This is a genomic window from Streptococcus sp. Marseille-Q7087, assembly GCF_965111935.1.
The window spans coordinates 64,619-87,722 of the sequence record NZ_CBCOPJ010000001.1 but is presented as its reverse complement, the minus strand read 5'-3'; the positions used below and the strand labels follow the sequence as shown (position 1 = coordinate 87,722).

The 23,104-nt window shown below is 38.8% G+C and carries 23 protein-coding genes; 10 read left to right on the top strand and 13 right to left on the bottom strand.

Features of this window, described 5'->3' with window-relative positions; genetic code table 11:
* Nucleotides 1-51: 51 nt before the first annotated feature.
* The 3 genes from mnmG to mnmA form a co-directional block, all read right to left on the bottom strand.
* Complete coding sequence (mnmG, locus tag ACWPVF_RS00415; protein WP_454384063.1) at nt 52-1,968, bottom strand: tRNA uridine-5-carboxymethylaminomethyl(34) synthesis enzyme MnmG; 1,917 nt, start codon at nt 1,966-1,968, stop codon at nt 52-54.
* Between the two features lie 8 nt (nt 1,969-1,976).
* Entirely contained in the window at nt 1,977-2,432 is a 456-nt protein-coding gene (locus ACWPVF_RS00410; RefSeq protein WP_454384061.1) for an NUDIX hydrolase, read from the bottom strand.
* A 140-nt stretch (nt 2,433-2,572) separates the two neighbouring features.
* Nucleotides 2,573-3,694 (bottom strand): tRNA 2-thiouridine(34) synthase MnmA, encoded by a 1,122-nt coding sequence (gene mnmA, locus ACWPVF_RS00405; RefSeq protein WP_454384059.1) that lies wholly within the window; start codon nt 3,692-3,694, stop codon nt 2,573-2,575.
* Between the two features lie 304 nt (nt 3,695-3,998).
* Here mnmA and ACWPVF_RS00400 point away from each other — a divergent pair, with 304 nt between their 5' ends.
* Entirely contained in the window at nt 3,999-4,790 is a 792-nt protein-coding gene (locus ACWPVF_RS00400) for a hypothetical protein (RefSeq protein WP_454384057.1), read from the top strand.
* A gap of 158 nt (nt 4,791-4,948) precedes the next feature.
* Here ACWPVF_RS00400 and apf read toward each other — a convergent pair whose 3' ends face one another.
* Nucleotides 4,949-5,593 carry an aggregation-promoting factor gene (apf, locus tag ACWPVF_RS00395; protein WP_454384055.1) on the bottom strand — a complete coding sequence of 215 codons (645 nt, stop codon included), beginning with the start codon at nt 5,591-5,593 and terminating at the stop codon, nt 4,949-4,951.
* Between the two features lie 242 nt (nt 5,594-5,835).
* On the opposite strand from apf, the gene sdaAB reads away from it, so the two are divergent.
* From sdaAB to ACWPVF_RS00380, 3 genes are read left to right on the top strand one after another with little or no spacing between them, the layout of a single operon-like run.
* A complete protein-coding gene (gene sdaAB, locus ACWPVF_RS00390) occupies nt 5,836-6,507 on the top strand; it encodes an L-serine ammonia-lyase, iron-sulfur-dependent subunit beta (RefSeq protein ID WP_414259915.1) in 672 nt (223 codons plus the stop codon).
* An 8-nt stretch (nt 6,508-6,515) separates the two neighbouring features.
* Nucleotides 6,516-7,388: an L-serine ammonia-lyase, iron-sulfur-dependent, subunit alpha gene (gene sdaAA / locus ACWPVF_RS00385; RefSeq protein WP_016466472.1), complete on the top strand. Its 873-nt coding sequence runs from the start codon at nt 6,516-6,518 to the stop codon at nt 7,386-7,388.
* Nucleotides 7,389-7,411: 23 nt separating this feature from the next.
* Nucleotides 7,412-8,053, top strand: coding sequence for an HAD hydrolase-like protein (locus ACWPVF_RS00380; protein WP_454384052.1), 642 nt, complete (start codon nt 7,412-7,414; stop codon nt 8,051-8,053).
* A gap of 86 nt (nt 8,054-8,139) precedes the next feature.
* Here ACWPVF_RS00380 and ACWPVF_RS00375 read toward each other — a convergent pair whose 3' ends face one another.
* From ACWPVF_RS00375 to ACWPVF_RS00360, 4 genes are all read right to left on the bottom strand, one after another.
* Nucleotides 8,140-8,583, bottom strand: a complete 444-nt coding sequence (locus ACWPVF_RS00375) for a DUF805 domain-containing protein (RefSeq protein WP_045613141.1) — start codon at nt 8,581-8,583, stop codon at nt 8,140-8,142.
* A 151-nt stretch (nt 8,584-8,734) separates the two neighbouring features.
* Nucleotides 8,735-9,160: a DUF805 domain-containing protein gene (locus ACWPVF_RS00370; protein ID WP_454384049.1), complete on the bottom strand. Its 426-nt coding sequence runs from the start codon at nt 9,158-9,160 to the stop codon at nt 8,735-8,737.
* 152 nt (nt 9,161-9,312) lie between these two features.
* On the bottom strand, nt 9,313-11,163 hold the full coding sequence (locus ACWPVF_RS00365) for a polysaccharide biosynthesis protein (protein WP_454384047.1): 1,851 nt from the start codon (nt 11,161-11,163) through the stop codon (nt 9,313-9,315).
* A 76-nt stretch (nt 11,164-11,239) separates the two neighbouring features.
* Nucleotides 11,240-12,070 carry a glycosyltransferase gene (locus tag ACWPVF_RS00360; protein WP_454384045.1) on the bottom strand — a complete coding sequence of 277 codons (831 nt, stop codon included), beginning with the start codon at nt 12,068-12,070 and terminating at the stop codon, nt 11,240-11,242.
* 219 nt (nt 12,071-12,289) lie between these two features.
* Here ACWPVF_RS00360 and ACWPVF_RS00355 point away from each other — a divergent pair, with 219 nt between their 5' ends.
* From ACWPVF_RS00355 to ACWPVF_RS00330, 6 genes are all read left to right on the top strand, one after another.
* Nucleotides 12,290-13,456, top strand: a complete 1,167-nt coding sequence (locus tag ACWPVF_RS00355; RefSeq protein ID WP_454384043.1) for a CynX/NimT family MFS transporter — start codon at nt 12,290-12,292, stop codon at nt 13,454-13,456.
* Nucleotides 13,457-13,667: 211 nt separating this feature from the next.
* Nucleotides 13,668-16,493 carry a hypothetical protein gene (locus ACWPVF_RS00350; protein WP_454384041.1) on the top strand — a complete coding sequence of 942 codons (2,826 nt, stop codon included), beginning with the start codon at nt 13,668-13,670 and terminating at the stop codon, nt 16,491-16,493.
* Nucleotides 16,494-16,654: 161 nt separating this feature from the next.
* Nucleotides 16,655-16,981, top strand: coding sequence for a PadR family transcriptional regulator (locus tag ACWPVF_RS00345; protein ID WP_454384039.1), 327 nt, complete (start codon nt 16,655-16,657; stop codon nt 16,979-16,981).
* Nucleotides 16,968-17,561 (top strand): DUF1700 domain-containing protein, encoded by a 594-nt coding sequence (locus ACWPVF_RS00340; RefSeq protein WP_454384037.1) that lies wholly within the window; start codon nt 16,968-16,970, stop codon nt 17,559-17,561. Before ACWPVF_RS00345 ends, ACWPVF_RS00340 begins: the two co-directional genes overlap by 14 nt.
* Nucleotides 17,554-18,501 (top strand): DUF4097 family beta strand repeat-containing protein, encoded by a 948-nt coding sequence (locus tag ACWPVF_RS00335; protein WP_454384035.1) that lies wholly within the window; start codon nt 17,554-17,556, stop codon nt 18,499-18,501. Before ACWPVF_RS00340 ends, ACWPVF_RS00335 begins: the two co-directional genes overlap by 8 nt.
* 30 nt (nt 18,502-18,531) lie before the next feature.
* Nucleotides 18,532-19,479 (top strand): DUF6574 domain-containing protein, encoded by a 948-nt coding sequence (locus tag ACWPVF_RS00330; RefSeq protein WP_454384033.1) that lies wholly within the window; start codon nt 18,532-18,534, stop codon nt 19,477-19,479.
* Nucleotides 19,480-19,637: 158 nt separating this feature from the next.
* Here ACWPVF_RS00330 and ACWPVF_RS00325 read toward each other — a convergent pair whose 3' ends face one another.
* The 5 genes from ACWPVF_RS00325 to ACWPVF_RS00305 form a co-directional block, all read right to left on the bottom strand.
* On the bottom strand, nt 19,638-20,216 hold the full coding sequence (locus ACWPVF_RS00325) for a hypothetical protein (protein WP_454384031.1): 579 nt from the start codon (nt 20,214-20,216) through the stop codon (nt 19,638-19,640).
* Between the two features lie 11 nt (nt 20,217-20,227).
* Nucleotides 20,228-20,920: an ABC transporter permease gene (locus ACWPVF_RS00320; RefSeq protein WP_454384029.1), complete on the bottom strand. Its 693-nt coding sequence runs from the start codon at nt 20,918-20,920 to the stop codon at nt 20,228-20,230.
* A gap of 23 nt (nt 20,921-20,943) precedes the next feature.
* Complete coding sequence (locus tag ACWPVF_RS00315) at nt 20,944-21,807, bottom strand: ATP-binding cassette domain-containing protein (protein ID WP_454384027.1); 864 nt, start codon at nt 21,805-21,807, stop codon at nt 20,944-20,946.
* Between the two features lie 31 nt (nt 21,808-21,838).
* Nucleotides 21,839-22,060, bottom strand: a complete 222-nt coding sequence (locus ACWPVF_RS00310) for a hypothetical protein (RefSeq protein WP_454384025.1) — start codon at nt 22,058-22,060, stop codon at nt 21,839-21,841.
* 93 nt (nt 22,061-22,153) lie between these two features.
* A complete protein-coding gene (locus ACWPVF_RS00305; protein WP_454384023.1) occupies nt 22,154-23,077 on the bottom strand; it encodes a helix-turn-helix domain-containing protein in 924 nt (307 codons plus the stop codon).
* Between the last annotated feature and the right edge of the window lie 27 nt (nt 23,078-23,104).

The window sequence follows — 23,104 nt, the reverse complement described above, 5'->3', positions numbered from 1 at the left end:
AGAAAAATCTAAAAAACTGAATTCCCCAAAAGAGAATTCAGTCTTTTATCTTTAGTCAGCTTTCTTTTCTAAGTTTTTTGAAATGCTTCGATTTTTACCTTCCAGGTACACCATCAGAATAGAAATATCTGCTGGGTTTACACCAGAGATACGGCTGGCTTGACCGATGGTTTCTGGATTAATGAGTTTGAACTTCTGGCGAGCCTCTGTCGCGATAGAGTCAATATCATCCCAGTCGATATTGGCTGGAATCCGTTTTTCTTCCATGCGTTTCATCTTGGCAACCTGATCCATAGCTTTTGAGATGTAACCTTCGTACTTGATTTCTGTTTCAATCAATTCGATAATCTTGTCATCCAATTCTTCGGCAGCAGGTCCAACAAAGACCACCACGTCTTGGTAAGAGACTTCTGGACGACGGAGGAACTCCTTGGCAGTGACTGCATCAGTCAATGGTTTGAAGCCCATTGCTTCAACCTTAGCGTTGGTTTCCTTGACTGGCTTGAGTTTGATGCTATCCAAACGCTTCATTTCATTTTCAAATTGATTTTTCTTGATTTCAAAACGAGCCCAACGTTCATCATCCACAAGACCAATCTCACGTCCCATCTCTGTCAAACGCATATCCGCATTGTCATGACGGAGGATGAGACGGTACTCAGCACGACTGGTCAAGAGACGGTAAGGTTCAATGGTTCCTTTTGTCACCAAGTCATCAATCATCACCCCGATATAGCCGTCACTGCGCTTCAAAATCAACTCAGGCTTGCCTTGGATTTTCAGAGCCGCATTGATACCAGCGATAATCCCTTGACCAGCAGCCTCTTCATATCCTGATGTACCATTGGTCTGACCAGCTGTGAAAAGTCCTGAGATTTTCTTGGTTTCCAGAGTCGCACGCAATTGATGAGGCAAGACCATGTCGTACTCGATAGCATAACCAGTACGCATCATCTCTGCATTTTCCAAACCTTTGATGGAATGTACCAAGTCACGTTGCACATCCTCAGGCAGGCTGGTTGAAAGTCCCTGGACATAAACTTCCTCTGTATTGCGACCTTCTGGTTCAAGGAAGAGTTGGTGGCGTTCCTTGTCTGCAAAACGCACAATCTTATCTTCAATCGACGGACAATAGCGAGGCCCCACTCCCTTGACCACACCTGTAAACATAGGTGCACGGTGGAGGTTGTTTTGGATAATCTCATGGCTGGTACCATTGGTATAGGTCAACCAGCACGGTACTTGGTCTTTGACATAATCTTCATCCCGTGAAGTGTAAGAGAAGTGATTTGGTGTTTCATCTCCTGGCTGAATCTCTGTCACATCATAGTTGATAGAGGAAGCCTTGACACGTGGAGGCGTTCCTGTCTTGAAACGACCGATTTCGAGGCCCAGTTCTTTGAGATTATCAGCTAGGTTAATAGAAGCCAGACTGTGGTTAGGACCTGACGAGTACTTGAGGTCTCCGATGATGATTTCCCCACGGAGGGCTGTCCCTGTGGTCACGATAACAGCCTTGGCAGCATATTCTTGATGGGTCGCTGTACGAACACCGACAACCTTGCCATCCTCCACCAGAATCTCATCAATCATGGTTTGACGAAGGGTTAGATTCTCTTGATTTTCAACCGTTTTGCGCATTTCCTTAGAGTAAAGTTCCTTGTCAGCCTGCGCACGAAGAGCACGAACAGCAGGTCCTTTCCCAGTGTTGAGCATCTTCATCTGGATATAGCTTTTATCAATAGTCTTGGCCATTTCGCCGCCCAGGGCATCTACCTCACGCACAACAATTCCCTTGGCAGAGCCACCGATAGAAGGATTACAAGGCATGAAAGCCAACATTTCGATGTTGATAGTCGCAAGCAATACCTTACAACCCATACGGCTAGCAGCTAGGGAGGCTTCTACCCCAGCATGTCCCGCACCAATTACAATAATATCGTATTCTTCCGTAAAATTATAAGTCATTTTCTCTCCTATTCCTCAAGATGAATGTGTCTTAGTTGGCCGTCCCATTCTGGTAGAGCTGTTTTTAAAAAGGCTGGAACTAGTTGGAAATTCTGGAGTTCATCCAAGTCAATCCACTCACAAGGCTGCGTTTTTTCGTCTTCCTGCATGGTCAATGGGGCATCCTCAAGCAAGTTCACCAGATAATGAAACTCGATGTTGTGATAAGAAACACCGTCTTGTTCAAAACGATTTTCAACCACGAAAGCTAGCTGCCCAGCTTGAGCTTTGACACCCAGTTCTTCCCTCACTTCACGGACTACCGCGCCCTCCGTGCTTTCATTGACTTGAATCGCACCGCCGATAGTGTAATATTTACCCTTGTCTTTAGTAACTAGGAGCTTGCCATTTTGGAGAATCAAGGCTGTCGCCCGAACACCAAAAACAGTATTTCCTACTTTTGTCCGAAAGTCTTGTCGAGTCATTTTTGTCCTTTCCCTTAAACGACACAAAAACAGTCAAAACTCCAAAGAAGTGCAGGACAAAAAAGCCTGCAACATCCATGAGCTTTGACCATCATTTCTATTGCTTTTATTATTGTAGCAAATTGAGAACATTTGTCAATCTAAATGTACTGACAAACCTTGCCATCACGGTAGGCATTGTCAATCAAACCACCACCGAGACACTCTTCACCATCGTAAAAGACAACTGCCTGTCCTGGTGTAATGGCGCGTTGCGGCTCCGCAAAGATGACCTCGGCCTTGTCTCCTTTGACATGAACAGTTACCTTAGAGTCAGGCTGACGATAGCGGAATTTAGCCGTACATTCTAGCGTAAACTCCTCTGGCATGTCACGAGTAAAGTGAACTTGACTAGCCTCTAAGCTAGTTGACATGAGTGCTTCATGATAGAAACCTTGTCCGACATAGAGGATATTTTGGCTCAGGTCTTTGCCAACAACGAACCAAGGGGCATTGTCCCCTCCGTGTTGCCCACCGATACCGAGTCCGCCACGCTGACCAATCGTATAGTACATAAGGCCGGCATGCTCGTCCATATCGCGACCATCCACAGTCATCATGCGACCAGGCTGAGCTGGTAGATAGTTGCTGAGAAATTCTTTAAAGTTCTTTTCTCCGATAAAGCAAATTCCGGTCGAGTCTTTCTTCTTGGCAGTCGCAAGTCCAGCTTCTTCAGCTATTTTTCGGACTTCAGGTTTTTCCAAATGTCCCAGCGGGAACATGGTTTTTTGAAGTTGTTCTTGAGAAAGTTGGCTGAGGAAATAGGTCTGATCTTTGCCATTGTCCACACCACGAAGCATGTGAACGATGCCATCCTCATCACGCGCCACTCGAGCATAGTGACCAGTCGCCACATAGTCAGCCCCCAAGGTCATGGCATAGTCCAAAAAGGCCTTAAACTTGATTTCCTTGTTACACATAACGTCTGGATTTGGCGTGCGTCCTGCACGGTATTCCGCTAGGAAATATTCAAAAACGCGGTCCCAATACTCTTTTTCAAAGTTGACAGAGTAGTAAGGAATGCCAATCTGGTCTGCCACCGCAGCCACATCCTTGTAATCTTCGGTCGCCGTACAGATGCCGTTCTCATCTGTGTCATCCCAGTTCTTCATGAAGATACCGATCACATCGTAGCCCTGCTCCTTGAGCAGGAGAGCCGTCACTGACGAATCGACACCACCACTCATCCCCACGACAACACGTGTTTTAGAGTTATCACTCATGGTAAGTCTCCCATCTATTCGTTTATTCACGATTGAAGGTCGTGTGTGCTTCAACGATTGAAGGTCGCTTGAGCAAGATTCATTATAGCATGCTTTAAAAAAGATGACAAGGAAGATGGAGACAAATCTAGCAATCTCTTCTGTAAATACATAAAATTAAGAACTCAAAAAAGCAATTCATGCCTAAACCTCTATTCACTTTAAAAATTTATTTTTAAAATCAACTAAAAATGATATACTGTAATGAGGAGGAATGCGCACATGATTCCATACATATACCTTTATCCACGTGCGTAGAACTATTGTGAACAACTACAAAGATATACTAAAATCAAAAAATACCATTTTTGCTATTATAATTATTGCAGGTTTTGGACTTTTAACAGCCTTAGTCATTCATCAAGAACATGTTCAAGCAGAGAGAGGAAACATTGCTCTCATCAAACAACAAAAAAATCAACAAGATATTGAACAAGTAAAAAATGCTATTAAAGACTTCAACATCGATTCTGAAAGCATAATAGATGATTGGAAAAAGATTCAGGAATTGAAACCAACCACTGATGCGGGTAAAAAGACACTAACAGACTTTCTTACTTCTACTGCCGATAAAGTCACAAAGCATTATACTGAAAAAGCTTTAAAATTAGATATAAAGGACTCTGATAGCCAGTTTCAAGATAAACAAACACTTGAAACAGGTATCACTTCTTTACAAAAAATACTAGAAATCATTAAAAATATCAACTCTGCTAACGAGCAAACTTCCATTGAAGAAAAGATAAAACCAATTCAAGAACTAATCTCTAAATTCCAAAAACAAGTTGAAGACTTGACCAAAAAAGAAGAACAAAAATCTAACCAAACAGAAACAACTAGTAGCGTTCAGAGGACTGAAGTCTACTATTCGGATGATAGCAGCTACACTCCAACCTATACTGAATCATATGGAAGTATAAATAATTCTCAAGCACCTGCAGCTGAGCAATATTCGTCTGATAGCGCTGGCAGTGAAGGAAATCATAGTGTTGATACACAAGGTCAACCTTCTAATTCTTCCGGTTCTCAAGCAGAGTCTAATAACCACAGTGATTAGACTGAAGTTCACGAAACAAACCGTTCATCTTACTAATTCGAGTGAAAAATTCCGTAAACATCATCAGTATTAATGAATCTGCCATCACTAATCTTTAAAAAGTATCTCTCATTAAATAAAAATAAAAAAAGAGCCTTTCAAGACTCTTTTTTTATTTCTTAGTACCAACCGTTGTTAAGCCAGAAGTTCTTAGCAGCTGTCCATGAACCGTAACGTCCTGAAACGTAAGCATCTGCTACACGTTCTTGGTTTTCTGCTGAATAGTCACCGTTCAAGTATGAATCTGTCAATTGGTAACGTCCGATGTAGCGTCCGTTTGTAGCTGTGTAGCTACCACCTGATTCTTTTTGAGCAATCCATTCTTTCGCTTCTGCTTCAGATCCGCTTACAGTCGCAGCTGGTGTTGTGCTCTCTTCTGCTACTGGTGCTGGTGTTGCAGTTGCTGGGGCAGAAGTTTCTTCTACAACTGGAGTTTCTTCTGCAGTCGCTGGGGCTGGTGTTGAAACCGGAGCTTCAGTATTTGCAGATGGTGCAGGAGTTGTCGTTGCAGGAGTCGCCGCTACAACTGGAGCTTCTCCTTCAATAACTAAAACTTGGTCAACATAGATGAGGTCAACGTTTTTAATGTTGTTCAATTTAGCCAATTTTTCAACTGTTGTGTTGTAAGTTTCAGCAATTTCTGATAGAGTATCTCCAGCTTTAACTGTATAAGTTTTTGATTCTTGTGCGAAAGTTAGTGATGGTGCAAGGAAAGCAAGTACTACTGCTAATCCTGCAAATTTAGATTTAATGTTTGATTTCATTTAAAAAAGTTTCTCCTTCTTTCTTATACTACCATGATACCCTTCTATTGTTACTATTTGTTAACGATTTTGTGTAGAAATGTTACAGAACTGTGATTTATTTACTTAAAAACAGCTTTTTTTGTTACAAAAACCTTGTTATTAAAGGGTTTTTGGTCTTTTTAGAGATTTCAGAACGGAAATAAGCACTTACATCTAAACTTTGCTATAATAGAAGTAAGAATCTTTTTAAGGGGAAACAGATGCAATCACTTCGTTTTCAATCTGTCTTTGATATCATTGGTCCAGTTATGATTGGACCGTCTAGTAGTCACACGGCAGGAGCTGTTCGAATCGGGAAAATTGTTTCATCTATCTTTGATGATACTCCAACCGAAGTCGAATTTCAGCTTTTTAATTCTTTTGCAAAAACCTACCGCGGACACGGGACCGATCTTGCCCTCGTCGCTGGGATCTTAGGAATGGATACAGATGACCCTGAAATTCCTAACAGTCTGGAAATTGCCCACAAACGTGGTATAAAAATCGTATGGACTATTCAAAAGGACAGCAATGCTCCCCACCCAAACACCACTAAAATCACTGTGAAAAATGAGCGAAAAACTATCAGTGTTACTGGAATTTCAATCGGCGGTGGTAACATCCAGGTGACAGAATTAAATGGCTTTGCCGTATCTCTCAATATGAATACCCCTACCATTATCATCGTTCATCAGGATGTCCCTGGTATGATTGCTCATGTAACAGAGGCCTTGTCGCGCTTCGATATTAACATCGCCCAAATGAATGTAACACGCGAAAAAGCTGGTGAGAAAGCCATCATGATTATCGAAGTTGATAGTCGTAACTGTGAAGAATCTATCGAAGAGATTCGGAAAATTCCTCATTTGCACAATGTCAATTTCTTTCAATAGGAGAAAATATGTTTTACTCTATCAAAGAATTAGTCGAACAAGCCGAACTTGATTTTCAAGGAAATGTTGCGGAGCTCATGATTACGACCGAGTTTGAGTTAACCGGTCGAGAACGCGAAGAAGTTCTCCTCCTCATGGAGCGCAATCTTGAAGTCATGAAGGCTTCTGTTGAACTCGGTCTCAGCGAAAAGAAATCTCGTAGCGGTTTGACAGGTGGTGATGCTGCCAAGCTCGACCACTACATCAAAAAAGGAAAGACGCTGTCTGACTTTACCGTCTTATCTGCTGCCCGTAACGCTATCGCTGTTAATGAACACAATGCCAAGATGGGATTGGTCTGTGCAACTCCTACTGCTGGTAGTGCCGGTTGTCTTCCCGCAGTCCTCACAGCTGCTATTCAAAAGTTGGGTCTAACTCATGAACAACAACTAGACTTCTTATTTGCTGCGGGTGCTTTTGGACTCGTGATTGCGAACAATGCTTCTATCTCAGGAGCCGAAGGGGGCTGTCAAGCCGAAGTCGGTTCAGCTTCAGCCATGAGCGCTGCTGCCCTAACCCTAGCTGCAGGCGGAACGCCTTATCAAGCGAGCCAAGCCATCGCCTTCGTTATCAAAAACATGCTTGGCCTTATCTGCGACCCCGTTGCAGGTTTGGTTGAAGTTCCATGTGTTAAACGTAACGCCATGGGAGCAAGTTTTGCCTTCATCGCAGCAGACATGGCTTTAGCTGGTATCGAATCAAAAATCCCAGTTGATGAGGTCATTGATGCCATGTACCAAGTGGGCTCTAGTCTTCCAACCGCCTTTCGTGAAACTGCCGAGGGAGGCCTTGCTGCCACACCGACAGGTCGTCGCCTTCAAAAAGAAATCTTCGGTGAATAATTTCAAAATTACTAGGAGAATCAATGTCATCTCTATCAGCCATCTTTTTTGATTTAGACGGAACCCTTGTAGATAGCTCAGTCGGTATTCACAATGGGTTCACCTATACTTTTGAACAACTGGGAGTCCCTAGTCCAGATGCAAAAACCATCCGTGGTTTTATGGGACCTCCTTTGGAAACTAGTTTCGCTAGTTGTCTCCCTACAGATCAAATTGAGACAGCTATCCAGCTTTATCGTTTCTACTATAAAGAAAAGGGAGTTTACGAAGCCCAGCTCTTTCCACAAATCAAGGAGTTACTCACTGAGCTAGCTAAACAATACCCACTCTATATCACTACTACGAAGAATACACCAACTGCAATTGATATGACCAGCAACTTTGAGATCAATCAATTCTTTGATGGAATCTATGGTTCAAGTCCTCAAGCCCTGCACAAGGCAGATGTTATTCGTCAAGCTTTAACAACACATGATTTAGCTCCAGAAAAAGTGGTTATTATCGGAGACACCAAGTTTGATATGATTGGCGCCCAAGAAACTGGCATTAAAAAACTAGCGGTTACTTGGGGATTTGGCGATGAAACGGAGCTCATGACCTATCATCCTGACTGGATTGCTCACCACCCAACAGACATTTTACAGCATCTACAATTAAAACGTTAAACAAAAGACTCCCAGCCTAAAAGTTAGGTTTGGGAGCTTTTTGTCTGATCATAATGAGGAGAATGACATTCCCCATATTCGTCCAATTATTCAAAAGGGGAAACTTCTTCGCTTTCAACTTCTTTAGGCCTATTGGTTGTTACTATTTCTACTTCCTTACTTGGCATAGCTAGCAGAACTAATAGAGCAAAACGTCCGACCATTGGAACAAAGTGAAGGAAGATAAAGGCCCAGTGGAATCCAGCATCACGCAAACGGCGAACCGACAAAGCTAGTGTTGGCACTAAGATTGCTAGGTAGAAAACTGCATAAATAATAACAACTAAGCCAAACACCATAAAAGTCGCTTCGCTCACTGAATCGTCTATCGAATCCATCACGGCACTAAGAAATACAGTGTAGAAATAGATAATCCAGAAAGGAATAGAAAGGATAAAGTTTCCTAGCCAAACCCACCAGTAATCTGGTCGCGTTGATCGTCCAGTGAACTCTGCATAATTCTTAAAAAAATTCTTATACGCGTTAATCATGAGATACTCCCGACTTTTATTTTCATCAATATAACTAACTATTCAGTTATAGAACACTCCCAAATCTATTTTTAGATATGGGAGTGTTAGATATTTGCTTAACAATATAAAGAAAACTCTAAAACAGTTTCACTTGCAAAACCTAAACTTCTTAGTTTTTGTCTGATTCTTCTAATGGTGAAACTTCTACAACTTCTTCAGTTTCATTGATGGTCACTACTTCTACTTGTTTCGTTGGCATAGCTAACAAAACTAAAAAAGCAAGAGGTCCAACCATGGGAATAAAAATGATAAAGATTAGAGCCCAGTGGAAACCAGCATCACGTAGTCGACGAACTGTCAATGCAAGTCCAGGTAAGAAAAGTGCTATACCGAAGATCATATAGATAATAGCAATTCCACCCAAGGCCATAAGAACCGCCTCATTTCTTGGATTTGCGAGTGCCTTAAAATATACTGAGTAAAAAGGGACAAGGAGGATCATGTTTCCAAGCCAAACCCACCAATAGTCGGAACGTGTTGAACGACCTGCAAAATCTACATAGCCTTTAAAAAAATTCTTATAAGCGTTAATCATAAAATACTCCTATTTACTTTTATGACTATATTTTATCATATGTGTTGAAACCTGACAAGTAAACTTATCATTCATGACCAACACTCCAGACTTTAAAAAAGATATTATCTGTTCCTTCTATAAAAGAAGTCGCGGATAATATCTCATCTATTTTAGTCAGCATGAGTTGTTTCGTTTGCAAAGCTGATAATGGCTCTCTTCAATTCAGAACCCTGCATAGTACGGAATTCTTCAATCTTCTGATTGATCATCTCAAGAGGCATTACATTTACTTTACCAACAAAAATCTTGTCCATAACTTGGTTTTCAACTAACTCCGTAGATACAAGTAACTCTTCATATAGTTTTTCACCTGGGCGAATACCTACTTCTACGATTGGAATTTCATTTTCAGTATGGCCACTGAGTAGAACCATTTTCTTAGCCAAATCATAAATGCGTACTGGTTTGCCCATATCAAGGATAAAGACTTCCCCGTCTCTTGCATAAGCTCCCGCATGAATCACCAAACGACTAGCTTCTGGAATGGTCATAAAGTAACGAGTCATTCGGAAGTCTGTCACCGTAACAGGTCCGCCTTCAGCAATCTGACGTTCAAAGACAGGAATCACACTACCACGACTACCGAGTACATTACCGAAACGAACCGCACAGTAGGTTGATTGGCTACGTTGGTTAAAGCCAGTCACAATTAACTCAGCTACACGTTTAGTTGCTCCCATTACGTTTGGTGGATTAACGGCCTTATCTGTCGAAATCATAACCATTTTTGGTACTCTAGCAGCGTCAACTGCTCTAGCAACATTATAGGTTCCAAGGATATTATTCTTAAAGGCTTCTTTTGGATTGCGCTCCATCATTGGAACATGTTTATGGGCTGCAGCATGGTAAACAATAGCTGGTTCGTACTGTTCAAAAACTTGAAGCAGACGCTCGTAATCTTGAATATCGGCAATGACAGGAACAAAGTCAATCTCTTGGTGCTTACGAATCAATTCATGGTAAATCAGGTAAATAGAATTTTCCCCATGTCCTAACAAAATGACACGTTCAGGATTGAAACGACTAACCTGACGACAAATTTCTGATCCAATCGAACCTCCGGCACCAGTCACCAAGATTGTTTTACCAGTAATTTCAGAACCCAGACGTGATTCGTCTAGTCGAATCTCTTTACGTCCCAAAAGGTCTGTAATGTCAATTTTCTGGAAACCACCAATTGGAGGCTGAATACCTTGCACGACTGACTCGATCATAGGCATCTTATAGCATTTCAAGCCGATATGGTTACACATTTGCAGGATGCGTTCATATTCAGATGGATCTAATGATGGAATCGCAACGATCACTTTTTCAACTCTAAAGCGCTTAGCCAATTCTGGCAGGTCATCATAAGAACCCAATACTGGGATTTTCCCTAGCTTTTGGCCTTTTTTCTTTTCGTCACTATCCAGAATCCCGACCAATTCGAGGTCACTAGTAGGATGCTGGTAGCTATTCATAAAAAGCGCCCCACCATCACCAGCACCAATCAAGAAGGTACGGCGATGTTCTCCTTCTCCATTACCCTTTTTACGTCTTGAGTAAATCAACTGCCAAGTGATACGAGGAAGTAGAATCAAGAAAGTTGTTAATAGGATAAAGAGTACGATAAAGCGGACAGAAAAGAGGGGTAAGAAAGCGTAGCAAATAATATAAGACAAGATACTACTGATAGTCACTCCGAAGAAAATCTTCATGAAATCTGTAATTTTGCTATATCGGCTGATACTAGCGTTAAGTCCCCAGAAACTAATCATAATCTGATAGAAAAGGAAAGTTAAAGCAGTGTAAATCACATAATCTGCTGGTGTTGGATTAATCAATCCATAAAATAAGATGTAAGAAACAATGATTGAGGAAATCATACTGGCAATATCAAAAAATCCCCAAAAAATTTGTTTCTGTTGCTTATTTAATACTTCAACCAGATCAATTACATAATCTGTTATTTTTTTATTCATGTGAATGGTATCCTCCTACACAAAATCACATTTTCTAGAAATTATAATCTTTCTTTAAAATCCTAGCAGTTAATTCTTACTTATTTTTTCTTAGGAGTTTTAAAAAGATAAACTGTCGTACAAATCCTGGACAGAGAGCAACAACAACTTGGATTAAAACACTTTTCAGGTATTCGCCATAAGAAATCTGCCCACGTTCATACATTCTTTTACGTGCTTGGCGATAAAGTTTGAGATAACGAAGACCTCCTCGACGTTCAAACATCCCTGCTCCCACGCGCACCTTACAAAGGATTTGATCCACATTCCCAGTTCGAGCTCCGGCACTAATCATATTGAGCCAGAGGAGATCATCTTCCATATAAAGTCCATCTTCGTAGTTACCCGCCTTGAGCACCATATCTTTTTTGAACATAACTGTCATGTGATTAAAGGCACTTCTCATACGTTGGTAAACAATGATATCCTCATGCTTAATCGGTACACGACGGTAAGATACAATTTCATCAGGCTGGTCGATAAATTCAGCGATATGACCACCTAGCAGGTCCAAATTTTCTGTTCCCATTAACTCGAACTGTTGTTCGAAACGATCTTCAACAGCAATATCATCCGTATCCATACGGGCAATGACATCATATTGGCACTGTGTAACACCATACTTAAGTGCCAACCCTAGACCACGATTTTGCTCAAGCGGACAGCGTTTGATTGGAATGCTTGACTGTGCTTCCAATTCCTCCAACACTTGATATAGTTCAGGTGTCAGTGGGCCATCTTCAACGATGACCACTTCGCTTGGTTGGAGTGTTTGATGTAAGATACTCTCCACAGCCTCTTTCAAAAAGGCTGGATTCTCTTTGATGTAGACTGACATCAAGACACTAAATTTCTGATTTTCAGACACAGCTTTTCTCCAATGTATAGATTTTCTTTCACTATTTTATCACAATTTTTCAGACTTTCCTATTTTTATTTGAATCCCAGAAAAAAACTAGTAAATCTATCCTTCTTTTTTACCCATGATTTCGATCAGCTAATTAGCGGATTCCCTCATCCTATCTTGACATCTATTGGAAAAAGCCTTAAAATAAGCTGTTATCAAAATCAGTTTATTGAGGTTCACATGAAAAAACGATCACTCTTTTTTATTCTAGGAATTATCTTAATCGGAGCGGTCTTAAGAGCTCCTTTTACAGCTTTGCCAACTGTTTTGGGAGATATTGCCCAAGGTTTTGGAGTGGAAGTTAGTTCACTTGGTGTTTTGACCAGTCTCCCTCTCTTAATGTTTGCCCTCTTCTCCTCTTTTGCGACCCATTTGGCTCAAAAAATTGGACTTGAGCACCTTTTCACCTATAGTCTTATCGTCTTATCTGTAGGCTCCGGGATTCGTATCTTTAATCTCCCATTACTTTATCTGGGAACCCTACTCATCGGAGCGAGTATTGCGATCTTTAACGTGCTCCTTCCTAGCCTTATTCAAGCCAACTACCCACAAAAGATTGGCTTTCTGACAACAATTTATGTAACTTCCATGGGAATTGCAACGGCTCTTGCTTCCTATCTATCTGTACCCATCAGCCAAGCAAGTTCTTGGAAAGGCTTGATTCTCTGTTTGTCCTTGGTCTGCCTACTAACTTTGGTGGTCTGGTTACCTAACCATAGTCACAATCATTTTCTAAAAGGGAATGAGAAAAAACAAAAGAAAGAGAATATCTTAAAAAACAAGCAAGTTTGGGCCATTATGATCTTTTGCGGTCTCCAATCCTTACTCTTTTACACTAGTATGACCTGGTTACCTACCATGGCAATCAGTGCTGGCTTATCTCACACAGATGCCGGACTTCTAGCTTCTATCTTTTCTCTGACTAGTATCCCCTTCTCCATGACCATTCCAAGTCTAACGACTCGTTTGTCCAATCGTCACCGTCAAATCATGTTAACAATCGTCTCTCTCGCTGGAATGCTTGCAATTGCTATGCTTTTATACCCGAGCAATAGTTTCCTCTACTGGTTAGTAGCTCATCTCTTGATTGGTACTGCCTGTAGCGCACTTTTCCCCTATCTCATGGTTTGCTTCTCTATCAAAACAAGCTCACCTGAAAAGACGGCTCAATTGTCTGGACTTGCCCAGACCGGTGGCTACATTTTGGCAGCCATCGGCCCAGCCCTCTTTGGTTACAGTTTTAACATTTTCCAGTCTTGGGTTCCAGCGGTATTGGCTCTTCTAGTTATTGATATCATTATCATTATTTCAGTCTTTATAGTGGACCGAGCTGATAAAATCCTCTAAAAAGTTTTTAGAATTTGCCACAAAAAAATACACTTTGAAAACCAGACTAAGTCTGGTTTTTTGTATGAGTATATATTTAAAAAGCATCATACATATACTAGGAGAAAAATATGGTTTTTGATATAATAAAATATGTATAAACTAATCATGAAACGAAAAGGTAGATTAGTTTTAACTAGCAATAATTACTATTTCAAAGTGAGGGCATAGTATGGATGAACAGAAATACAATTTGGAACAAAGTATAGCCGAGTTAGGTAAGCTCCTTGACTTATCGGCCAAGGAAACAGATAAGACTACCTGTGAAGCTCTAGCTAAAAAATCAAAAATAATTTATGAGCAACACCATGAATCAGAAGACATTGCTTTAGGTTATGCTATGGTTCTTTTCAATTTGTCGGTTGAACAAGATAATGTTGAGGATCGATTGAACACTGCTAATTTAGTCAAACAAATTTTTGATAGCTTCAAGTACTCGGAAAGTATTGCCTTACAGTATGTTAAGGTTTTATACAATCTTTCAAACAGACAAAATGATGCCGAGGAGCGTAAAAAAACCATATCAGAAATAGAAACTTTAACCCTAAAGTTTCAACATTCTGAAAACATTGCCTTACAGTATGCTATGGCTTTAGTCAATTTGTCAGCTGAACAAATAAGTGTAGAGGAGAGAAAGAACACTGCTAATTTAGTCAAACAAATTTTTGAGCAGTTCAAGGATTCTGAAGACATTGCGTTACAATACGCTATGGTTTTATACAATCTTTCAAACAGACAAAATGATGCCGAGGAGCATAAAGAAACTATCTCAGAAATGGAAACTTTAACCCTAAAGTTTCAACATTCTGAAAACATTTCCTTACATTATGCTATGGCTTTAGTCAATTTATCAGCTGAACAAATAAATGTAGAAGATAGAAAGAATACCGCTAATTTAGTTAAACAAATTTTTGAGCAGTTTAAACAGTCTGAGGACATTGCGTTACGATATGCTATGGCTCTAGTCAATTTGTCAGCTAAACAAGAAATTGTTAAGGAACTACTAAATACCGTTAATTCAGTCAAACAAATTTTTAAGAGCTTCAAGCACTCGGAAAGTATCGCCTTACATTATGCTAGGGCTTTAGTCAATTTATCAGCTGAACAAATAAATGTAGAAGATAGAAAGAATACCGCTAATTTAGTTAAACAAATTTTTGAGCAGTTTAAACAGTCTGAAGACATTGCGTTACGATATGCTATGGCTCTAGTCAATTTGTCAGCTAAACAAGAAATTGTTAAGGAACTACTAAATACCGTTAATTCAGTCAAACAAATTTTTAAGCAGTTTAAACAGTCTGAAGACATTGCGTTACGATATGCTATGATTTTGTTCAATTTGTCGGTCGAACAAGTAAATATAAAAGAAGTAGACGATACTGCTAATTCAATCAAACAAATTTTTGAACAGTTTAAGCAGTCTGAGGACATTGCGTTACAGTATGCTAGGGCTTTAGTCAATTTGTCAGCTAAACAAGAAATTGCTGAGGAACTACTAAAAACTGCTAATTTAGTCAAACAAATTTTTGAGCAGTTTAAGCAATCTGAAGACATTGCGTTACGATATGCTATGGTTTTATTTAATCTAGAAATCCTTCAAAATGAAAGAGTTAAAAAAGGCGATACAGTTAAACAAATATTAGCTATCCTAACAAATCTCTCTAGCGTTGAAATATTTAAAATTGTAGTGGAAATATTAGAAAAAAATCCTGATACTCCATTAGATACAAACAATACTCCATCTACTAGCCTCACAAAGATTTTAGATAAACTATGTTTTTATTCCAATGAAGATTTGGACAGAAAACTACTAATTCGGGCTTTAAATCTTGACCTTGTTATAAATACAAAATACGATATTTTAAAAGATTGGATAAAACACTATAAAGATGATGAGAATAAGCTCAATCAGTTAATAGATATCTACAGAATTGTTCAAGAAATCAAGTATCAACTTGGCTTGAAAGCAAAAGATAAAGATTCGAATCTTAAATTTGGTCATTATACCAAAGGAAAAACTCTCCAAAATTTATTAGATCAGGATACAGGAAATACCGATGATACAAAGTTTTCCGTATCTGGAAAAACTCGTTTGTATAATGCCAATTATATGAACGATCCCGAGGAAGGTGTAGTTATCGAAGAAATATTAGAACCTAGCAAAGATGGGGAAAGAACATCCTACTTCGAAAAGCGAAATATTTTGGATCCTAGTCCATGGTTTTTAATGAGCTTCACCAGTAAAACAGACGACTTAACTATGTGGTCCCAATACGGCGATGATGCACAGGGTATTTGTCTGGTACTTAAGGAAGATGATTTCTCAAGATTTACTTCTTTCAATGATGTTTCATGGCGTCGAGAAACTACATCCCTAGAGTTCATTAAAAAGATTGATTTGTCTATGTCGGAATTAAGTGGTGATTTAAAAGTCTCAGCAAACGAATCCAAGAAAAAGGAGTCAACTTTTTCTGCTAGGATTGAAGAGATACAGCCCCAGCCTGAAAAAAAAGACAAGGTAGCTAAAGGGAATATTGATTATCTCTATAGAATAGCCTATGTTAAAAATACAGGTGAAAACTTTGAACTAGAAAAAACAGAACTATTTGATGGCAATGAAATCACAAAATTAAAAGAATCTGTGAATAATTTAAAACAAAAATTGTATGAGAGAGTGAATGATGATGATGATGACTTTTATAAAAAAGCTATCTCCAACTGTATCGAAGAAATTCGTTACTTGTTCAAATCTGTAGATTATAAATATGAGAATGAACTGCGTATCTTACGCTATGCTAACCTAGACCCAAGTAATGATAAAATCAAAATTGATAAAACCTCTGGGATAGGCAGACTTTATGTAGAACGTGAAAATTCAATTCAAATCGATGAAGTCATTTTCGGTCCCAAGTTTCCAAATCCTGAATATGTAACTCCTCTACTGAAGCTATTGGATAATCATATCAAATATAAAAAATCTACGATAAAATTTAGATAATATTCTCACAAATTTCCTCTAATCTTCTAGTTCTTACTAGAAGATTTTTTATATGTAAAAATTTTATACATATTGCTTGACAGGGCTTACAAATAGATGTATGATGTATGTGTAGAATAATTATATATAAAATTTTTATATACTAAAAAAGGAGGTGCCCCATGTATTTTCCAACATCATCGGCCTTGATTGAATTTCTCATCTTGGCCATCCTAGAACAAGGGGATTCCTACGGTTATGAGATTAGTCAAACCATTAAACTCATCGCAAAAATCAAGGAATCCACCCTCTACCCCATTTTAAAAAAATTGGATACCAACCGCTATCTGACTACATACTCTCGTGAATACCAAGGTCGGATGCGCAAGTACTACTCCTTGACCGCTGTCGGAGAGGAGCAACTATTTGTCCTTCGAGAAGAATGGACACTCTACACTGACACTATCAACGGCATTATAGAAGGGAGCATTCGCCATGACAAGAACTGAATATTTGAATCAGCTTGAAGCCTATCTGATGAAGCTTCCTCAAGCTGATCGCATCGAAGCCATGGACTATTTCAAAGAACTCTTTGATGATGCTGGTCCAGAAGGTGAGGAGGAGCTAATGGCTAGCCTCGGTAGTCCAAAAGAAGCTGCTCATGATATCTTGACAACACTTCTCGATAAAAAAATCAACGAAGAAAATTCAAGTAAGAATAACCGTCAGGTTTTACAAATTGCTATCCTAGCACTTCTTGCGGCTCCTATCGGAATTCCTGTTGCAATTGGAATTCTCATGACTATCATCGGAATTTTTATCGCAGCGATCAGTGTACTGTTGGCCTTCTTTGGCGTATCCGCAGCTGGAATGGTGCTCGGAGCCATCCTCCTTTTTGAAAGTTTCTACGTTCTCGCTGAATCTACATCTGCTTTTGTACTGATTTTTGGCGGAGGTTTACTAGCTATCGGAGCTTCGTCCCTAGTTTTGCTGGCGACTTCCTATGTGACCCGTTTTTTTGGAATACTAATCCTTCGACTTATCCAATGGATTCTCAATAGAGGAAAGAGAGGTGAAAGACATGCGTAAATGGACAAAAGGATTTCTTATCTTTGGTGTTGTTACCAGTATCATCGGTTTTACCATGATGATCATCGGCATCCAAACCGATGGTGTCAGAAGCCTCCTTGCAATGTCTCAAAATCCAGTCTTTGAGAGCCGAATGGAAGAGCTCACATTTGATCAAGATATCGAAAATCTTAACATCTCACTAACACAACATTCTCTAGTTATTACGGAGTCAAACGATGATAAGATTCACATCCAGTATCATCCAACCATCTCTGAAAAAGAGAATCTTCAACATTCTAGTAAAGAAAAAACTCTTGAAATTTCCGACACCAAGTCAACTACACGTCCTTCTGTTGGTTCTAGTATCCAGGGTATCCTCTATATCGTAAGCGGAGTTTCTAGTCGCAATGATGAAGTTGTTCTCTCATTACCAAGAGGAAAGGACTTAAAAAATCTAACTGCCCAGGTAAACCATCGTATCCTTTCAATTTCCAATGCAAAAATCAGCAATGCCAAGATTCTGTCAAATGGATATCTCCTTCGTATCACTGATAGCGAGATTAAAAATAGCCAACTGATCACAACTGGAATTGTCAATGTATTTGAAACCAGTCTAACAGATAGTCGCATCCAAGCAGACCATGCACATATCTCTGCTGACGACATCCAAATCCATGGCAGAGTGGAATTAGAGGCAGAAAAAGATATGACCATAGAGCTAACCCAAAAAGAATTTGACAGAATCAATCTAAATCTTTCCTCTGACCATGGTTCCATCTACCATCGCAGTCGGGAAGGATATAATCCAAACGAGGAAAACAAGGAAGACGAAGAGTTCTCTAATCCTTATAACTCAGAGAAAAAAGATACACAAGATTTACTTGTCGCAAAAGCTGGTCGAGACATCAATCTACCAAAAGAGGATGTTCGCTCGCCTTCTTATAGACATCATGAATAAAAAGTTACTAATCAAAAGGGAGGTCTCATCATGACACAAGAATGGTTTGAAAGTGCTGATTTCGAGAAAACAGCCGACAATAAGAAAAAAGATAGCCCATCCGACTCAGTTCTCCTTGAAGAAGATTCAGATACAAAGGAAGAATCGCAAGTAGTTGAGGAAAATCTTCAAGTCAATCCTGAAAATCAGGAAACTGACCTAGAAAAAGTAGAGGCAGAAGAACTAGAAGAACCGACAACAAAGACAGAACAGTCAGAAGAGCCTGTTAAAGAAGCTTCTCAGCCTAGCAAATCTTTGGAAAGTCCTTTTTTACCAGACCCTGTACCTACAAAAACGGCAATTTTCAAAGAAGAACTAGCTGACTTTTGGGTTTGGTTACAAGGGGCCCTTAAAGAGCCTACAGCAAGACTTGATACAGATAAAAAACATAGCTATAATGCCTTTGCCCTGCTGACCATCTTTTCTGCTCTTAGTTTCTTCTGTACGATTTATCATATCAAGCATAACTACTACGGCCATATGGCAGCTATTGACTCTAAAACTCTCCAGCATTTCCCTTCACTGAATCTCTTTTCTATCTTCTCCATCTTGGTAGCGACAAGTTTGTTCTTCTTCTCTATCCTCATGGGTGGATTTGTAGTCAAACGTTTTGTCGATCAAAATAATAACTGGACACTCGAGAAAACTTTTCAAGAGTACACCAGACTCTTCGCTATTCCTATCCTTTTGACAGGTCTGGCTAGTTTCTTCGCATTCTTTAACAGTCTCAAGTTTGCCATCCTTCTCTGCCTCATTAGCATTGGTCTGGTACTTCTTGCCAACCTCTATACTATCTCGAAGCCGAGTAAGGAAAGTCAAACAGACTCCTTCTATCGCCTTCTCTTAGCCTTTCTAGTCAACGGAAGCATCCTATTTCTCTTTTTCCTAGCAGAAATGGCACTGGTTTTCGATTATCTTCGAATCCTAGCCTTTATGTAAGAAAAAATCCTGTCAAAATGACAGGATTTTTCTAATTTTGAAAATACTAGTTCCGCTACAAAAGCTGAATGTTTTAAATTATCTACATGATTCGTTTTAGGAAATAGTAAGAAATGATTGTCTTTACACAATCCAGCATAGTTGCTTGTTTATAGTGACTAACCATCATTTTCTCCTTTTTCAACACTTATCTTACTATAGCCATCAACCTCAATGATGCTGTTTGAAGTTTGATTTGTAGTAGGAACCTTTAAAACTTCTCCTGTATTGTTTGTATGCAAAGTATAGATTCCATCAAAGTCTTCAGGAACTGTAATAGATACATCACCAACAAGTGTATCTACAAAAATTTTTTCGAAAGTTGCATTTTTTCCTAAAGAAATGGTCACATATAATTTGTCTTTTCCTTGTGAACTCAGTGCCAAATTAAATCCATGTTGCGAAAACGGAATATATAGACTATCTGAACTTATCTTAACATTTTTAGATATGTTATTCACTGATTCTTCGGAAACTTTTCCTTCTATTTGAACAGTTGTTTCATCTGAGTCACTCTTAACAACTTTAAGATCAATTGCTTGCTTTGAGCCATAAAACTCTAACGTCTTAATACTTTTAGCAGAAAGAGTCCATGATTGTTTTACACTGACTGTCGTTTCCCCTCTTTTTAAGGATAATAAAATTCCAGCTACTACAATCAATAACAACAGCCCAATTACGATTCCTATTTTTTTCATCACTAGTCCTCCTATTTAAATTCTTTTTTGCTAAATACAGCCAAGGCAAGGACAATTACTGCTAGACTTACCACTATAGGATAGCATACGTTTATAAGGGTAAAATGACCGATATCTGGTGATGCTTTCAAATTTAAAGTCATGAACAAATAGTCCTTCACACTCTCACCGTAATTTGGAAGAACGTAAACCAATAGGTTATCAAACAGTAAAATGTAGAGTGTGTAAATCATACATGATTCATAAACCTTATCAAATATTTGAAAAATCAATAAGGAGATACTAATAATGACGAGATAGTATGGAAGCTGGTGTAAAAATGTCGAAACAATCAACACCAAGTCTCCCTCCAAATAGACAAGAGCTGTTAAGCTATAAAAAATAGTCACATACAGGAAAGACAAACAAATGGTTCCCAAAGTTTTATATAAAAATAACTTCCAACGTTGTTTTTCTTTTGTGAGCAGAATATTGATTGTACGGAAACTATAATCTTCTCCCCAGAAAAATAAATTAGCTGAGATGAAAAGCAAAGGAATAAAACCACTCACATTGGAAATTAATACTCGAAATGCTGGTTCATCTTCATTCGATGACTTAAAAAATAAGGAGAATAACAAAATCAATAATCCTATCAACAAACTAGGAAGTATTCCTCTTTTTTCCCAGTAAAATTTATACATATCTGCCTTAAGAGAATTCATGACTCTCCTCCTTTCTTAAATCATCAGATAATATTACGCAAATAGTAGTCCTCAAAGCGTTCCTTCTTAATATAAATATCCAGTATCACTAGATTTGAAGTAACACAATATTGCAAAATAGCCATTAATTTTTCCTTCTCTGCCACAACCAGATAGTCATCCTGCTCAACATTATTGATGCCCTCTTTTTCTAAAAACATTTTTAGAATTTGATTATCACTTGTCTTTAGGAAAATTTTTTCAGATAGATTGTTCGCTAGCATTTGTGAACTCATCACATTTAGAATCTTTCCTTGTTTCATGATGATATACTTATCTGTTATAAACTCCAACTCTGATAGGATATGGCTTGAAATTAAAAAAGTAACTCCCAACTGATCCCTTAAATTCAAAATCATTTTTCTTAAATCTGAAATCCCCTGAGGATCTAAACCATTCACGGGTTCATCTAGGATGATGAGCTCTGGATTATCCAAAAGGGCAATTGCTATCGATAATCTTTGTTTCATGCCAAGAGAATAGTTTTTTACCTTTCGATCCCATGACGGTTCAGGCAAGTGAACCAATTCCAACATTTTTATGATGTCTGTCTTTAAACCAAATCTTGTCTTGTAATATTGTAAGTGTTGGAGTCCAGTCAGGTTTGGATAAAGAGCAGGTGATTCGATAATACTGCCAATCTTATGTTGAGAGACACTCTCGATTTCTCCCTTATCAGCTCGAATTAGTCCTAGGAGAATTCTCATTAATGTCGTCTTTCCTGCACCATTTTCACCAATAAGGCCACATATTTCCCCTTGCTCAATATCAAAGGAAATATTATGGAGAACCTGTTCTTTTCCATATGTTTTATCGATATTTTTAAGACTTAAAATCACACGATTCATAGTTTCTCTCCGTTCATTATATCTTTTGGCTTCATGAATTATCCTCCACCTCTGAAATTCCAAAATTCTTTACATCTGTAACTTCCTCAGGCAGAATTAAAACTCGCTCTTCGCCAGCATCTAAAATTGCTAGGCGAAAGATTTCGTTATTTAATACTATCTCTACCAACTTTTGCTCAGTCGTGTTATTTCGAAACACCAAACTGTGGCGAGTCTGTGTAAAAGTCTCTAGCGAGATACTAAGATTCTCCATCTCTTCCTCCTACTCTAAATAACTCAATTAACCCTTCATTACATCTCTAGTTTACCGCTTTCAAAAACAAAAAAACATGACAAAAATGTCATGTTAGCTCTTCATTTCCTCAAAAGTTTTTAAATCTCTTTCTTTCTCCCCAGAGATTCGCGCTTCTAATACTTGGTCTCCAAATGCTTGAGCGCAGATAATGGCTCTGTCATATAATTGGATAGCTTTTTCCTTATCCCGTTTATGAAATAAGATACACATAGCTTCTAGCATATCTACGATTGGTTTCTTTTGAAAGTCCTGGGATAAAATCATCAATCTATTCATTGCCTTAACATAAGGCTCAAAAGTAGAGTAGGACTTTTCCATCCATTGAACAGCTAAAGAATCAAGCACCGTTTTCTTTAACATATAAGCTGTCTCTAAATCGGATGAATTCGTTTCTCTCAGAAGTTTTTTAGAAAGTTCCCAAAATAGTTCGTGATTATACTCAGTCGGTCTTGCTATACATGAAACAAAGTACAATTTTATGAGAAGCAAATCATTCACCGAATAGTTTTTCCTTATCCTTACTTGCTCAAAATGCTCATCAAGCAAAGCATCGCCAAACCCTGCATCTTCACTTACAAAAACATCAAAACTAGCTTGTAAGGCACTAACTGCAATCTGCTCATCCTCAGGTAAGCTGTCATAATAGTGTTCGTAAACTCTGTCAAACAACTCTTCTTTAATATGGATTCTATCATCATCCCCATAAGTTTGGAACTTAATGAGTTTATCCTTTAAGATCAAGTAATCTGAAGGTAAGATTATATGATCCATGTCTACTATATGTGAAATTGGACAACCTAGTTTATAAGCTATATACTCTACCTTGGGTAAACTTGGAGAAGATTGACCTGATTCAATCCGTGCTAGTTGGCGTACTGTTATCTCGCTTTCATCATCACAAAGAGTTTCACGAGTGATATGTTTCATCTCTCGCAACATTCGGATTCTTTTACCTACTTCCTTCTTGATATCCATATGATCGATCTCCTGATAGTCCTTTGA